The organism is Rhodococcus sp. 06-235-1A (assembly GCF_002258785.1).
GTDB lineage: Bacteria > Actinomycetota > Actinomycetes > Mycobacteriales > Mycobacteriaceae > Rhodococcoides.
Genome location: NZ_NOYI01000003.1, coordinates 304743 through 319602, shown reverse-complemented (window position 1 = coordinate 319602; position 14860 = coordinate 304743). Strand labels below are relative to the sequence as shown.

Genomic DNA, 14860 nt, shown 5'->3' with positions numbered 1-14860 from the left:
CGCACACAGATCGCAGTACTGTTCTACGGCGTGTGCCGCACGGCCTTGACGATCTCCTCGACCGCCGAGTCGATGTCCAGCTCGCGGCTCTCACCGGAGAAGCGATCGCGGATCTCGACCTTGCCGTCGGCCCAGCCACGGCCGAGCACGACCACGAGCGGAACGCCGATCAGTTCCGAGTCCTTGAACTTCACTCCCGGCGAGGCCTTGCGATCGTCGAAGAGAACCTCGATACCCTGTGTATCGAGTTGTGTCGCAATCGATTCCGCGCCGGCGCGAGCCGCGTCGTCCTTGTTCGCGATCACCAGATGGACATCGGCGGGCGCAACCTCCGACGGCCACCGCAGGCCCTTGTCGTCGTGCATCTGCTCGGCGATCACAGCCACCAGGCGAGAGACACCGACTCCGTAGGAACCCTGCACCAGACGGACGGGCTTACCGGTCTCGCCCAGGACGTCGACCGAGAACGCGTCGGTGTACTTGTAGCCGAGCTGGAAGATGTGCCCGATCTCGATTCCGCGGGCACTGATCAGCGGTCCACGACCGTCGGGAGACATGTCGCCGTCACGCACCTCCGCCGCTTCGATGGTGCCGTCGGGAACGAAATCGCGACCGGCAACGAGGTTCACCACGTGCTTACCCTTGACGTCCGCGCCGGTGATCCACGACGTGCCGTCGACCACCCGCGGGTCCACGAGATAGCGAACTCCGTTCGCCTGCAACCCGCGAGGTCCGATGTAGCCCTTGACCAGGAACGGATTGGCAGCGAAGTCCGCGTCGGTCAGCAGAGCGAACTCGGCGGGCTCGAGCGATGCTTCGAGCCGCTTCTCGTCCACCTCACGGTCACCGGGCAGCCCGATCGCCAGCAGCTCCCACTCCCCCTCGGCACCCCGAACCTTGAGCAGAATGTTCTTGAGCGTGTCGGCCCCGGTGACGGTGCGACCCAGATCGGCGCTGTTGGCCCATTCGACCAACGTCGCGATGGTCGGAGTCTCGCCCGTCTCGTAGTCGACGGCGGCCGGCTGGCCCTCGATGGGGAGCGGCTCGGGTGCAGGCGTGGTGACGGCCTCGACGTTGGCGGCGTAACCCGATTCGACGCAGCGGACGTAGGTGTCTTCGCCGATGTCGCTCTCGGCCAGGAATTCCTCGGATGCGCTGCCGCCCATGGCCCCCGACGTCGCGGCGACGATGACATACGAGACACCGAGCCTGGCGAAGATGCGCTGGTAGGCCTCCCGATGAGCGTCGTAGGACTTCTTCAGTCCGTCCTCGTCCATGTCGAAGGAGTAGGAGTCCTTCATGACGAATTCGCGTCCGCGGAGGATGCCCGCGCGGGGGCGCTCCTCGTCCCGGTACTTGGTCTGGATCTGGTAGAGCGTGACCGGCAGATCCTTGTACGAGTTGTACTCGGCCTTCACCGTCAATGCGAAGAGCTCTTCGTGGGTGGGCCCCAGCAGCATGTCGTTGCCCTTGCGGTCCTGCAGCCGGAACAGCGCGTCGCCGTATTCGGTCCACCGATTGGTGGTCTCGTACGGCTCGCGTGGCAGCAGTGCGGGCAGCGAGATCTCCTGCGCACCGATGGCATTCATCTCCTCGCGCACGACACGCTCGACCTGCCGCAGCACCCGCAGACCGAGCGGCAGCCAGGAGTAGACGCCCGGCGCGATACGACGAACGTAACCGGCGCGAACCAACAGCTTGTGGCTGTCGACCTCGGCGTCGGCCGGGTCGTCTCGAAGAGTGCGGAGGAACAGCTGCGAAAGACGGGTGATCACGGGTTGTCAGACTAGTCGGTCGCGCAGCACCTGTGAGCAGGCGGCCGTGGAGTGAGTAGCCTCGAGCCCGTGCTGATTCTGTTGCCTCCCTCCGAGACGAAGTCCGACGGCGGTTCCGGGGCACCTCTCGATCTGGACCGACTGTCGTTGCCGTCACTCCTTCCGCTTCGCCGAAAGCTCGCCGATGCGCTGGTCGAACTCGCCGGCGACGTCGATGCGTCCGTCACCGCGCTCGGCCTCGGTCCCACCCAGGTCGACGAGATCGAACGCAACGCCCGGTTGTGGACCTCACCCACCACGCCTGCCTTGAAGCGGTACACCGGCGTGCTCTACGACGCCCTCGACGCGGCGTCGTTCACCCGAGCCGGTCGCGCCAGGGCGGACGCACGGCTGTGGATCGGCTCGGCATTGTTCGGAGCCGTTCGCGCATCGGACCCCATCCCGTCCTACCGACTCTCCGGCGGATCGACGATTCCGAACTTCGGCACGCTGCGATCACATTGGAAGCCCGAACTCTCCGATGCCATCGACGCCGAGGACGAAGGCATCGTCGTCGACCTACGATCCGGCACCTATCAACAACTCGGTCCTGTTCCGGGCGCGATCACCGCAACGGTTCTCACGGAGAAGCCCGACGGCAGCCGATCGGTGGTGAGCCACTTCAACAAGCATCACAAGGGACTGCTGGCACGTGCGTTGACCCTCACCACAGCCGAGCCGAAAGACGTGAAAGGCATTGCGCGCGTGGCATCGAAGGCAGGCCTGCGAGTCGAAGTGGCGTCGAACACCGAATTGATCGTGCTCACCGAATGAACGAGATTCCGGGACTGCTCCGCCGCGGTGCCGACGCGTCCGTCGGAAAGGCCAAGAGCCAACGCGTCGCCGACGACGTCGCAGATCGACTGGTGTCGATGGACGCGACCGAACTCGGCTCTCTGGCGCTGACGAACATGATCGAGACGATGTACGAAAACGGCTGGCAGCCCATGGATCTGGTGCACGTCGTGCGGCGTCAGCACACGGTGGCCGTTGCCAACCTCGCTGCAGCGGTACTGCTGCATCAGGCCGACCTCACCGACGCCGACTCACGGGCCCCGCAGGACTGGGTGGATCAGATGTCGTCCATCTGTGAGCAGTTCCCCAGAGTTGCGGCCCGAGTCGAGGCCACGCCGGATTTCCTGACCGCATATCTGAACTCCTCCGGTAAGTCCGATTACATCGCTGCCAGTGATCAGTGGCTGAACGTACTGACCCTGCTCGGTCAATGGCAGACACTCCCCCGGTGGCCGCAGCTGGGAGCCAAGCCGTCCCAGTGGCCGCGCGTTCGTCCCACACTGCAGGGTGTTTCAGGCTCCGACTCGCCGAACACCAAGATGCTGAGCAAGATTCGCGGCCTACTGGCCAAGGCCGACGCCACGGATTTCGAGGAGGAAGCCGAAACGTTGACGGCCAAGGCGCAGGAGTTGATGACGCGCTACTCCATCGACACCATGCTGCTCTCGCAGGGCCACATCGATATTCACGGCCGACGTGTTCATGTCGACGGCCCCCATGCGCCCGCCAAGGCGCAACTGCTGCACGTCGTCGGAACTGCCAACCGTGTCAAGGCGATCTGGGACACCGAGTTCGCCGTCGCAACCCTGGTGGGTGCCCCGGTGGATGTGGAACAGACGGAATTGTTGTTCACCTCCCTGTTGGTTCAGGCAACCCGCGCCCTCGGCCATTCGCCGGAGGCGAAGAAGCGCAAGAAAGCCGGGTCGGCTGCATTCGGCAAGGCGTTCCTGTACGCATACGCCGTCCGTATCGGAGACCGCCTGACCGACGCCGACGCGCACGCCCTGGAGGAGGCGCGTCACGAATCCGGAGATCTGCTCCCGATACTCGCCGCACAGACGGTTGCGGTCGAAGCCGAGTTCGATCGACTGTTCCCGACGGCAAAGCCGATGCGCGGTCCTCGCCTGGACGCCGAGGGCTGGGATTCGGGCCAGGCCGCAGCGGATCGGGCGGACCTCTCGCGCTGACCGAGCCGGCCCCGCAGGGCTCTGCACCGAGGTGTGACAGGGCAAAATGGATTCGTGCTTCAAACTCTCGACGCCATCATGACACGAACGTCCGAACTCCTGACCGACCGTGACATGGCCGCCCTGTCCACTCTGATGGCCGAGCTGTCGACGACCGATGCGGTCCGCGTGCTCGAGCGTGTCGACTCGTCTCGGCGCGCGGTGTTGTTTCGCCTTCTGCCCAAGGATGAGGCGGTGGCGGTCTTCGAGCGCTTCGACGCCACCGTTCGCGGCGAGTTGTTCGAATGTCTCCGCAGCTACGATGTGATCGCTCTGTTCGAGGAGCTCGACCCGGACGACCGCGTCGAGTTGCTCGACGAACTCCCCTCCAACGTCGCGCATCGGTTGTTGGTGGGCTTGTCGCCCGACGAACGCGCACTCACCGCCCCCATGATGGGATACGACCGCAGATCGGTCGGCCGCCGCATGAGCCCGGAGTTCGTTCGGCTACGAACCGCCGCGACCGCTGGCGACGCGCTCGATGCCGTCCGGCGCACCGGTTCGGACGCGGAGTCGGTGTACCTGTTGCCGATCACCGACGATCACCGAACTCTGCTGGGGGTGGTGACCCTCGCCGATCTGGCGACGGCGGTACCGAGCACTCCGGTCGGCGATCTGTACTCGGATCATCCAGTGGTCGAGGCCGATTCGTCGGCGGAGGAGGCCGCACGGCTGTGCTTCGAGCACCGCAGTCCGGCGGTGGTGGTGGTCGATTCCGAGCAACGACTGATCGGCATTCTCACGGTCGAGCAGTCCTCTCGAATCCTGGAAGAAGCCGAGGACGAGGACGCTGCCCGTGCCGGCGGCTCCGAGCCGCTGCGACGGCCGTATCTGTCGACGCCGGTGCTGTCCATCGTTCGCTCTCGCGTGGTGTGGTTGCTGGTGCTCGCGCTGTCGGCCATCCTCACGGTGCAGGTTCTCGAGATATTCGAGCACGCGCTCGCCGCAGTCGTCACTCTCGCACTGTTCATTCCGTTGCTGACCGGAACCGGCGGCAACACCGGCTCGCAGGCCGCGACCACTGTCACGCGGGCACTCGCGCTGGGTGACGTGCGACCGCGGGACATAGCCGCCGTGCTGTTTCGCGAGGTTCGGGTCGGAGCGACGATGGGTGCGATGCTGGGCACCTTGGGCTTCGTCATCGCAGGCCTCGTCTACGACTGGCACCTCGGCGTCGTGATCGGAACCACGCTGCTGTCGATCTGCACACTTGCGGCCACGGTCGGCGGTGCAATGCCTCTCCTTGCCAAGAAGATCGGCGTCGATCCCGCGGTGTTCTCGACGCCTTTCATCTCCACCTTCTGCGATGCGACGGGATTGATCGTCTACTTCCTCATCGCGAAGGCCGTGCTGGGCGTGTGATCGGCCCTGCTGGTCAGCCTTTCTGGGCGTCTTCTTGAGCTGCCTGGGCCTGGGCGACCTGCTGCGGGGTGAATCGGATGAAGAGGGCCGCGAAGCCGGCTATCACGGCGCAGACGGCGCAGCAGAACAACGCGAACATGTAGCCCGAGCTCAATGCATCGAGCTGGTTGTCGTTCATCAGCGTCGCCGGACCCGAGATGCCGCCCAGTGAGAGGGTGCGCGAGGTGACCAGCGCACCGATGACGGCCAAGGCCAACGGGCCGCCGAGGGTTTGAGCAACCAGGGAAATCGCCGTCAACGGCCCTATTTCGGTGGGGCTCACTCCGGCGATGGCGCACAGCGGGAGCGGCACGACCGTCAGTCCGACACCGAAGCCGATGCCGATGACGGGGAAGAACAGTCCGGGGAAGTACGACGAGTCCGCATTCATCGTCGTGACCGACACCATGAGCCAGCCGACCATGATGACGGCACCGCTCAGAATCAACCAGCGGGGAGCGATTCGGGTCACCAGTTGCGAGGCCAGGAACGCGGCAGCTCCGAGCCCGAAAGCGAACGGCACGAACGCCAGACCGGCATGAAGCGGGCTGTATCCCAGGATGTCCTGGACGAACAGGGCCACGTAGGCGGCGAGGCAGAACATCACTCCGCCGGCGAAGAAAATGGCCACGAAGGTCGCGACCCGATCCCGGTTGCGGAACAGCGAGAACGGCAGCAGCGGATTGTCGGCACGACGCTCGACCAGGAGGAACAATCCGAGGAAGAGCAACCCAGCGATGAGCGAGATGACGACGATCGGATTGGTCCAGCCCAGTTCGGTGCCCTCGCTCAGAGCCAGCACCACGCCGGTGCAGCCCAGTGTGGCCAGAATCGCGCCGGGAACGTCGAGAGCCAACTTAGCGCCCACCGTCTCCTGCAGCGACACGATCGCGAGAACCACGATGACCACGCCGATCGGCACATTGATCAGGAAGATCCAGCGCCAGGACACCTCGGTCAGCGCACCGCCGATGATCAGCCCGGCAATGGAACCGACACCCGTCATGGCCGCATAGATTGCGATGGCCTGATTGCGGACCGGGCCCGGTGCGAAGGTGGTGGCCACCAGCGCGAATGCCGTGGGCGACGCCACGGCGGCCCCGACGCCCTGCAGCGCGCGAGCCGCGACCAGCGTGGCTTCGTTGACCGCGAGGCCGCACAGCAGCGATGCGATCGTGAACAGCACCACGCCGGCCAGGAACATCTTCTTGCGACCGAATGCATCGCCGAGCCTGCCGCCGAGCAGCATCAGTCCGCCGAAGGCCAGGGCGTACGACGTCAGCACCCAGTTGCGGCCGGCGTCGGACAGCCCGAGATCGGCCTGCAGGGGTGCCAGGGCCAGGTTGGCGACGGTGCCGTCGAGCACCACCATCAGCTGCAGGCCACTCAGGACGATGATCGCCATCCCGAACGCTCGGGTCGTCACCGGATATTTGATCTCGGTGGCGGAGGTCTGGGACATCGATGACTCAGGCACGAGCGTTCACGTTACCGGCGTTCACGGAGAAACCGGCAACGGTTCCGATGACCACGATGGCGGGAGGCCTGATCCCTGCTTCGCGAACGGCCTCGGCGACGGTGCTCAGGTCCGCCCGAACTTCACGCTGCGTACGCATGGTGCCCTCCTGCACAACGATGACCGGGGTGTCGGACGGCCGTCCACCGGCGACGAGCACGTCGGCGAACTTCCCGATCCGCTCGACGGCCATCAGCAGCACGATGGTGCCTTTGAGCTTGGCGAGCGCGTCCCAGTCGACCAGCGAATCGGGGTGATCGGGTGCAACATGGCCGCTGACGACGACGAACTCGTGGGTGACGGCCCGATGTGTCACCGGGATTCCAGCGGAGGATGGTACCGAGATGGCACTGGTGATACCGGGCACGACCGTGACCGGAATACCCTCGGCTGCCAGCGCTTCGAGTTCCTCGTATCCCCGACCGAACACGTAGGGATCGCCGCCCTTGAGCCGGACGACGAACTTGCCCGCCTTGGCGCCGTCGATCAACGCCTGGTTGATCGCTTCCTGAGCCATCGCGCGGCCGTACGGAATCTTCGAGGCGTCGATGACCTCGACATGCGGACCCAGCTCGGCGAGCAGCTCCGGCGGAGCAAGGCGATCGGCCACCACGACGTCGGCGTAGGCAAGCAGTCTGCGGCCCCGGACGGTGATGAGATCCGGATCGCCGGGGCCTCCACCGACCAGCGCGACGCCGGTCATCGGCGCGTGGGCCGAGTCCGCGACGACCCCGGACTGCAGGGCCTCGATCACCGCGTTGCGAACAGCGGCGGAACGCCGATGTTCGCCGCCTGCCAGCACACCGAGGGTCAGGCCGTCCCACTCGGCCGAGGCCGGAGTGACCGCGGTGCCGTCCTTGGCGATATCGGCCCGAACACAGAAGATCTTGGATGCGGTGGCCTCTGCGACGATCGCAACGTTGGTCTCGGCCTCGTCGGTGCAGGCGATGGCGTACCAGGCGTCGGCAAGGTCGCCGTGGCGGTAGTCGCGCAATTCGAGAGTCACCTGTCCGGCGGTCGCCATGGCCTCCACCGCGGGCGTGGCTTCTCGAGTGATGACGTGCACCACGGCTCCGGACGAGATGAGCAGCGGCAATCTGCGCTGCGCGACGGTGCCGCCCCCGACCACGACGACGCGGCGGCCGTCGAGATTCAGGCCGACCAGATAGGGAGAGTCAGTCGCGTTCACGGGAGGAAACGCTACCGCGCGCGCTGCACTCGCTTTTCGTCCCATACGGGCTCGTCGGATTCGTAGGCCTGCCCGGTACTGCCGAACACCAGAAATCGGTCGAAACTACGGGCGAACCATCGGTCGTGGGTCACTGCGATGACAGTGCCCTCGAACGCCGCGATCGCGTCCTCCAGTGCGTCGGCGGACATCAGATCGAGGTTGTCGGTCGGCTCGTCCAGCAGCAACAGTGTTGCGCCCGAGAGTTCGAGAAGAAGAATCTGCACTCGGGCCTGCTGTCCACCCGAGAGATTGTCGTAGGACTGCTCGGCCGCGCGAGCCAGACCGTAGCGATCCAACGCCCGGCCTGCGGCCTCGCGCCCCATGCCGTCACGGTGTTCGTTGCCCATGTGCAAGATGTCGAGCAACGTGTTACCCGCCAGATCGGGGCGAGTGTGGGTCTGCGCGAACAGGCCCGGTCGCACCCGTGCACCGAGGACAGCCGTGCCGGTGTGGGGAACCGGCTCCAGTGCCAATTCCTGCACCGGTTCGTGTTCCTTCTCCGGATCGGTCCCACCGTTGGCGAGCAATCGGAGAAAGTGAGACTTACCGGAACCGTTGGACCCGAGCACCGCAACGCGGTCTCCGTACCAGATCTCGGTGTCGAAGGGCTTCATCAGGCCGGTCAGTTCCAGCGCCGTACACACCAACGCGCGCTTGGCTGTTCGCCCGCCTCGAAGACGGACGGTGACATGCTGCTTCAACGGCACCGCCTCCGGCGGTCCGGCCTCCTCGAATTTGGCCAACCGAGTCTGGGACGCGTGATAACGCGCGGCCACTCCGTCGTTGAACTTCGCCTTCTCACGCAGTCGCAACACCAGCGCGCGTAATTTGACCAGTTCCTCGTCCCACCGCCGTCTCAGTTCGTCGAGCCGAGCATTCCGGTCCTCGCGCGCAGCGTGATAGGTCGCGAACCCGCCGCCGTGCACCCAGGACGTCGCACCGCTGACGCCCGGTTCCAGGGTCACGATCCGGTTCGCGGCATTGGCGATCAATTCGCGATCGTGGCTGATGAACAGCACCGACTTGTCCGAGTCGCGAATGGTCGCCTCCAGCCAACGCTTGCCCGGCACGTCGAGGTAGTTGTCCGGCTCGTCGAGAAGCAACAGGTTGTCCGGCCCGGCGAAAAGCGCTTCGAGCACCAGACGCTTCTGCTCACCACCACTGAGCGTCGACGCAGCGCGCCACTTCGCGCGGTCGAACGGCATGCCGAGAGCTGCGGTGGTGACCTTGTCCCAGAACGGCTCGAGTTCGTAGCCTCCGACGTCGCCCCAGTCCGAGAGAGCCTGCGCGTATTTCATCTGGGTCTTCTCGTCGTCGACCTCGATCATCGTGTTCTCGGCAGCGTCGAGTGCCGCAGCTGCAGCCCGGACGGCCGGGGATGCGACGGACAGCAGCAGATCGCGCACGGTCGAGTCGTCGCGCAACTGGCCGACGAACTGCCGCATCACTCCGAGGGAGCCGGAACTCGACACCGAACCCTCGTCGGTGATCTCGTCACCTGCGATGATCCGAGTCAGTGTCGTCTTGCCGGTTCCGTTGGGACCGATCAACGCCGTCTTGGCACCGTCGCCGACGCGAAACCCGACACCGTCGAGGAGCTGCCGTCCGTCGGGCAGGAAGTACACGATGTCGTTGAGTTCGAGGTGGGCCACAACGAACCAGCCAACCTCATCGACCTCGGGATGGCCAATCGTTTACCGGGGGTCAAATCTTCTCTAGGCGAGGGCCAGGGTCGAGGTCTCGGTCAGAACCTGCTCACCGGTATCGTCGACGTGAGCATGGCGCACCTGCAACCGCGCCGAATCCCCGTGCAGAGTCAGCAACATGACGCCGTTGTCGAACCACGGTCCCGCCTCTGCCTCCCATTCGACTCCTGAGGGGCCCACGTGCGCGGCTCGGGCGAGTTTCGACAGGATCCGAGCTGCGGGACGTTTGATGGCCAGCTTGTTGACCGCGCGGATAGGGAGATCGAGCGGATTGCGGAACGGAGACATGGTGAGTTGATAGGTGGCAGGCACATCTTGCCCACCGACCCCGAAGTCCGCGTTCGCCACATAGGAGCAGTGCACGTCGCCGGACAGCCACATGATGGAGGCAGGCTTGTTCTCGCCGCGGGAGAGCTCACGCGTCAGCGCCGCCATGTCGTTGAACGAATTGGTGAAGGCAGCCCAGTGTTCGAGGTCGAGCCCGATTCGCATCTTCTCTGCCACCTTGGCCGGCATGGAACCCCAACTCCCCTGCGCCACAGCCTCGTTCCACTGTTCCAAGTAGTGCAGAGCGGGCAGCATGAGATAGGGCAGCGACGAACCGAACAGCAGGTGTCGCGGAGTGGCTTCGAGCGCGCGCTCACGTACCCACGCCCACTCCTTCTCGTCCACCATCTCTCGGTTGTTCGGATCCAGATTTCGCGAGCACCGCGAATCGATCATGATCAGACGCGTGTCCCCGAAATCGCGGTAGAAGCTCCAGCGCCCCGTCTCGGGATTGCGGTCGATTCGTAATGCAAAGTCGGCTAACAACTTCTCACGATCCGCGTCACTGGCAGCGGACCGGACCGCCGCGTACATCTCGTCCTGCGCCAATTCCTTCGGCGACAGATTGCCCAGGTGTTGGTACACCCAGTACGACGAGTACGCGCCGATCACGCGATCGTTCCACCACGGCCGAGTCTCGATGTCCCGACGCCAGGACGCGGACGAGTTCCAGTCGTCGCGTAGGTCGTGGTCGTCGAGAATCATGCACGACGGGATACTCGCCATCAGTGTCCTGACGGGTTCGAGTCCCCACGATTCCCGGTACAGCCAGGAGTACTCCTCGAAATCGCAGATCTCGTTCTCCGCGTCGGTACCGATGGCGCTCTGCGGTCCCTCGCCCGAGCTTCGGCGCGCCTGAAGTCGTTCGACGATTTCCGGGGACGGGTCGTCGGCATAGACCTGGTCACCGAGGAGCAGCAATGCCTGCGGCCACCGACTCGGATCCTCCTCGATCAGCGCGTTACCCAGCCCGGCCAACGCGTCGGCGCCGATCTGTTTCAGAGATTCCTCGCTGTAGTTGTCGCCTCGCCGGCACGATCCGAACGCCAACGTGACGGGCCCCTGAGCGTCGACAGTGTGGATGGCCGCAGTGTGGCCTTCGCGCGGCCAGACCTTCCGCTCATCGACGAACACCTCGTAGCGCACCGCGGAATTGGCAGGTAGACCCTCGAGTGGAACCAGCGCGTAGTGGTGACCGTGCACACCCCAGGTTCGTTCCGCCGCGCGGACGCCGGCATCGGTGACGACCGTGACGGTCGACGCTTCGGCCATCTCGAACCAGAGGGTCGCAGTCTCGGTGCCGACGTATCGGACGATAGGGCCTAGGAGGACAAGGCTGTCGGAGGTCATTCGATTCACAGTGCCCTCGTCGGCCGGCTTTCGCCAGTCAGTCGAGCAGATCGGCCGTCACCAGCGGGCGGCGACGACGACCTTGCCCCGTACGTGCCCGGTCTCGACCAACCGATGTGCTTCGCGAAGTTGCTCGGCATCGATCGGAGAAAGAACCGTCGTGGCGGTGGTGCGCACCGAACCCTCATCGACGAGCTCGGCCACCCTGGTCAGTAGCTCGCGCTGACGAATCAGATCCGCAGTCTCGTGGATCGGGCGAGCGAACATGAACTCCCAGTGCCAGGAGATCGCCTTCGGCTTCAGCGGGAGAACGTCGAGCGTCTCGGGATCGTCGATCGCCACTATCTGACCGAACGGCTTCAACAGGTCTGCATAGGTCTCGACCTGACCCGTCGAGTGCGTGGTGAAGACGTAGTCGATGCCGTCCGGGGCAACACGACGGACTTCGTCCCGGAGATTCAGATGGTGGTCGACGATGTCCGCAGCCCCGAGCGCCCGAACCCACTGGGTGCCGGCGTCATCCGACGCAGTCGCGATCACGCGCAGCCCTGGCACCAGAGCGCGAACGAGTTGCAGGACGATCGATCCGACGCCGCCGGTCGCCCCCACCATCAGTAGCGTCCCGGTGGTGTCGGCGTCGATGCGAAGTTTGTCGAAAAGCCCCTCCCACGCTGTGATGGCCGTCAGCGGTAGGGCCGCAGCCTCCGCGAAATCCAGGGTGCTAGGTTTCTTCGCCACGATGCGCTCGTCCACGGCATGGAACTGCGAGTCGGTCCCGGGTCGGCCGATGTCTCCCGCGTAGTAGACCTCGTCCCCCGGTGCGAACATGGTGACGTCGGCACCGGCGGCCCGCACCACACCAGCGGCGTCGAACCCGAGAACCTTCGACACGCCCTGCGGATCGTTGCCGGCACGGACCTTGACATCGACCGGGTTCACCGACACTGCTCGTACCTCGACCAGCAGGTCGCGCGGCCGCACGGTGGGCACGTCGATGACCACATCGGTGAGGCTGGCGGCGTCGTCGATCGGAAGCGAGCGGGTGTAGGCCACGGCTTTCATCGTTTCGGTCATATCTACAGGATGGCCCGAACCCCCGGTCCACCGTCAAGGCAGAGCTCGACAACGGCAACGGTGACACCGTCCAGACACAACCTGGGCACCGTCAACTCCGTCGAATTGCCGGCCAGCAGTGCCGCTGCTTCGGCGACACTGGCACTTCCGACGGCACGGGCTACCCGGACCGACACGGTGGGCGTGACGACGGTCGACAGTTCCCTCGCCGAGTAGGTCACCCCCCGAACCCCCATGCTCGACGCCACCGCGGCCAGCAGATCCGCTTTTCGGTCGATCGAGGCGATGGTCTCGACACGCCAATTCGGCTGCAGCACTGTGGAGATCGCGGCCACAACGGCGGCGGGTTCGACGCCGGCTCGGGCACCGATTCCGACGACCACCTGCACTCTCGCGATCCCTCTACACTCGCGCGTAGTCGACTGCGGCGGACACGAATCGAGTGACCGACTCGGGATTGCCCGCGGCATGGGTGTGCAGGTACGACGCGTGGACACCGCCCTGGACGAATCCTTCACGCGCAGCAGTCCTGCCGTCGGGGCTCTGCCTGTGCCAGCCCCAGGCCGCCGGGGCGCTCTCGCGCACTGCGACGAGTTTCGTTCGGTGGAACTCGTGGCCGGTGACACGGGTTCCTGCGTCGAACAGTGTGGATGATTCGAGGGCAACGGCATCGCGATATCCGAGGGTGAGAGTGTTCCCGAATTCCGCGTCGACGTCGACGACGCCTGCCATGGCGTGACCGTCCAATCGCCCTGCCAGATACAGCAATCCGGCACATTCGGCATGAACCGGCAACCCCCGGGCCGCGGCCGTCCTGATGTCGGCCAGCAGCGGTTCGTTCGCTGCCAGCGCGGCCGCGTGCTCCTCGGGGAATCCGCCGGGCAGCACGACTGCTGCTGTGTCGGTGGGCAATCCGTCGCGTAGAGGGTCGAAGACTGCGACGTCGGCCCCGGCTGCGCGCAGGAGTTCGACGTGCTCGGTGTAGCCGAAGGTGAATGCGGGCCCACCGGCCACCGCAACGACCGGCGATCCCTCGGACCTGCGGACCTCGTCCGCCGGATTCCATTCCGGCGCGGGAATCGACGATCGTGCCAGCGCGCTCACTGCCTCGATGTCGACGAACTGCGACACCAGTGCGCTCATCGCATCGACCGCATCGGTGGCAGCTCCACCGTGTTCGACGGCGGTGATCAGGCCCAGATGTCGTGATGGCACGACCAATTCGCTCATTCTCGGTAGAGCGCCGAGTACCGGCACACCCACCCGCTCGCACGCTTGACGCAGCACATCCTCGTGCCGCTGGCTGCCGACCCGGTTGAGGATCACTCCGCCGATGCGGACACTGGAATCGAACGTCGAAAAACCGTGCAGCACAGCCGCAAGAGACTGACTGTGGCCGCGCGCATCGACCACGAGGATCACCGGGGCACCGAGCATCGCCGCCACCCGCGCAGTCGACCCCTCGGCGGACGCCTCCCCGGGGCCGGTCATGTCGATCTTGCCGTCGAACAGTCCCATGACGCCTTCGACGACCGCGATGTCGCAGCCCCGGCTGCCGTGCCGAAAGAGAGGCCCGATTCGATCGGCACCCACCATGACCGCATCGAGATTGCGGCCGGGCAGCCCGGCCGCCAGACCGTGATAGCCGGGGTCGATGTAGTCCGGACCCACCTTGAACGGTGCGACCTTTCGGCCGGCAGCACGTAGTGCGCCCATCAACCCGGTGGCCACCGTCGTCTTACCGCTGCCCGACGCCGGAGCCGCGATGACCACGGCGGGGCACGACCGATTCACCATTCGATGCCTCGCTGACCTTTACGTCCCGCGTCCATCGGGTGCTTGACCTTGGCCATCTCGGTCACGAGATCCGCGGCCTCGATCAGCTCACGGGGCGCATCCCGTCCGGTGATGACGACGTGTTGGTTGCCCGGTCGATGGGTCAGAACCTCGACCACCTCGGCGACATCGACCCAGCCCCACTTGAGCGGGTAGGTGAACTCGTCCAGCACGTAGAAGCGGTGTGACTCCTGCTCGATCCGCCGGGCGATCTCCCGCCAGCCCTCGGCTGCGGCCTCGGCGTGATCGACGTCGCTGCCCTTCTTGCGAGTCCATGACCAGCCCTCGCCCATCTTGTGCCATTCGACGGCTCCGCCGACACCGGTGCTCTCGTGCAGTTCGCCGAGAGTCCGAAACGCTGCTTCCTCGCCGACTTTCCACTTGGCACTCTTGACGAACTGGAACACTCCTACGTCGAACCCTTGGTTCCACGCCCGCAACGCCATTCCGAATGCCGCGGTCGATTTCCCCTTGCCCGGGCCGGTGTGGACGGCGAGGACGGGCAGATTGCGGCGCTGACGCGTCGTGAGGCCGTCCTGCGGAACGGTTCCGGGAGCGGGCACACCCTGAGGCATCGCGTGCCC

General features: G+C 65.4%; 12 protein-coding genes. 3 read left to right on the top strand and 9 right to left on the bottom strand.

Annotated elements, in window-relative coordinates; translation table 11 throughout:
• Nucleotides 1-23: 23 nt before the first annotated feature.
• On the bottom strand, nucleotides 24-1775 hold the full coding sequence (locus CH275_RS03365) for a proline--tRNA ligase (protein ID WP_094675083.1): 1752 nt from the start codon (nucleotides 1773-1775) through the stop codon (nucleotides 24-26).
• Between the two features lie 69 nt (nucleotides 1776-1844).
• On the opposite strand from CH275_RS03365, the gene yaaA reads away from it, so the two are divergent.
• The 3 genes from yaaA to mgtE are packed head-to-tail and all read left to right on the top strand — an operon-like array spanning nucleotide 1845 to nucleotide 5197.
• The gene (gene yaaA / locus CH275_RS03360; RefSeq protein ID WP_094675081.1) at nucleotides 1845-2588 is read left to right on the top strand and encodes a peroxide stress protein YaaA; all 744 of its coding nucleotides are present in this window, start codon (nucleotides 1845-1847) and stop codon (nucleotides 2586-2588) included.
• Nucleotides 2585-3796: a DUF2786 domain-containing protein gene (locus tag CH275_RS03355; RefSeq protein ID WP_094675079.1), complete on the top strand. Its 1212-nt coding sequence runs from the start codon at nucleotides 2585-2587 to the stop codon at nucleotides 3794-3796. Before yaaA ends, CH275_RS03355 begins: the two co-directional genes overlap by 4 nt.
• A gap of 54 nt (nucleotides 3797-3850) precedes the next feature.
• Nucleotides 3851-5197: a magnesium transporter gene (mgtE, locus tag CH275_RS03350; protein WP_094675077.1), complete on the top strand. Its 1347-nt coding sequence runs from the start codon at nucleotides 3851-3853 to the stop codon at nucleotides 5195-5197.
• Between the two features lie 13 nt (nucleotides 5198-5210).
• Here the strand turns inward: mgtE and CH275_RS03345 are convergent, their stop codons facing one another.
• The 8 genes from CH275_RS03345 to cobO form a co-directional block, all read right to left on the bottom strand.
• Nucleotides 5211-6698 (bottom strand): MFS transporter, encoded by a 1488-nt coding sequence (locus CH275_RS03345; protein WP_094675075.1) that lies wholly within the window; start codon nucleotides 6696-6698, stop codon nucleotides 5211-5213.
• Between the two features lie 7 nt (nucleotides 6699-6705).
• Complete coding sequence (gene cobA / locus CH275_RS03340) at nucleotides 6706-7986, bottom strand: uroporphyrinogen-III C-methyltransferase (RefSeq protein WP_094675073.1); 1281 nt, start codon at nucleotides 7984-7986, stop codon at nucleotides 6706-6708.
• Nucleotides 7953-9635 (bottom strand): ATP-binding cassette domain-containing protein, encoded by a 1683-nt coding sequence (locus tag CH275_RS03335; RefSeq protein ID WP_094675071.1) that lies wholly within the window; start codon nucleotides 9633-9635, stop codon nucleotides 7953-7955. The genes cobA and CH275_RS03335 overlap by 34 nt, the downstream gene beginning before the upstream one ends.
• A 63-nt stretch (nucleotides 9636-9698) precedes the next feature.
• Entirely contained in the window at nucleotides 9699-11366 is a 1668-nt protein-coding gene (locus CH275_RS03330) for a DUF7800 domain-containing protein (protein ID WP_179275949.1), read from the bottom strand.
• Nucleotides 11367-11423: 57 nt separating this feature from the next.
• Nucleotides 11424-12440 (bottom strand): zinc-binding alcohol dehydrogenase family protein, encoded by a 1017-nt coding sequence (locus CH275_RS03325; protein WP_094675067.1) that lies wholly within the window; start codon nucleotides 12438-12440, stop codon nucleotides 11424-11426.
• Nucleotides 12441-12442: 2 nt separating this feature from the next.
• A complete protein-coding gene (locus CH275_RS03320; protein WP_179275948.1) occupies nucleotides 12443-12829 on the bottom strand; it encodes a cobalamin biosynthesis protein in 387 nt (128 codons plus the stop codon).
• Between the two features lie 13 nt (nucleotides 12830-12842).
• Nucleotides 12843-14237: a cobyrinate a,c-diamide synthase gene (locus CH275_RS03315; RefSeq protein ID WP_179275947.1), complete on the bottom strand. Its 1395-nt coding sequence runs from the start codon at nucleotides 14235-14237 to the stop codon at nucleotides 12843-12845.
• Nucleotides 14231-14851, bottom strand: coding sequence for a cob(I)yrinic acid a,c-diamide adenosyltransferase (cobO, locus tag CH275_RS03310; RefSeq protein ID WP_094675061.1), 621 nt, complete (start codon nucleotides 14849-14851; stop codon nucleotides 14231-14233). Before cobO ends, CH275_RS03315 begins: the two co-directional genes overlap by 7 nt.
• Nucleotides 14852-14860: the final 9 nt, after the last annotated feature.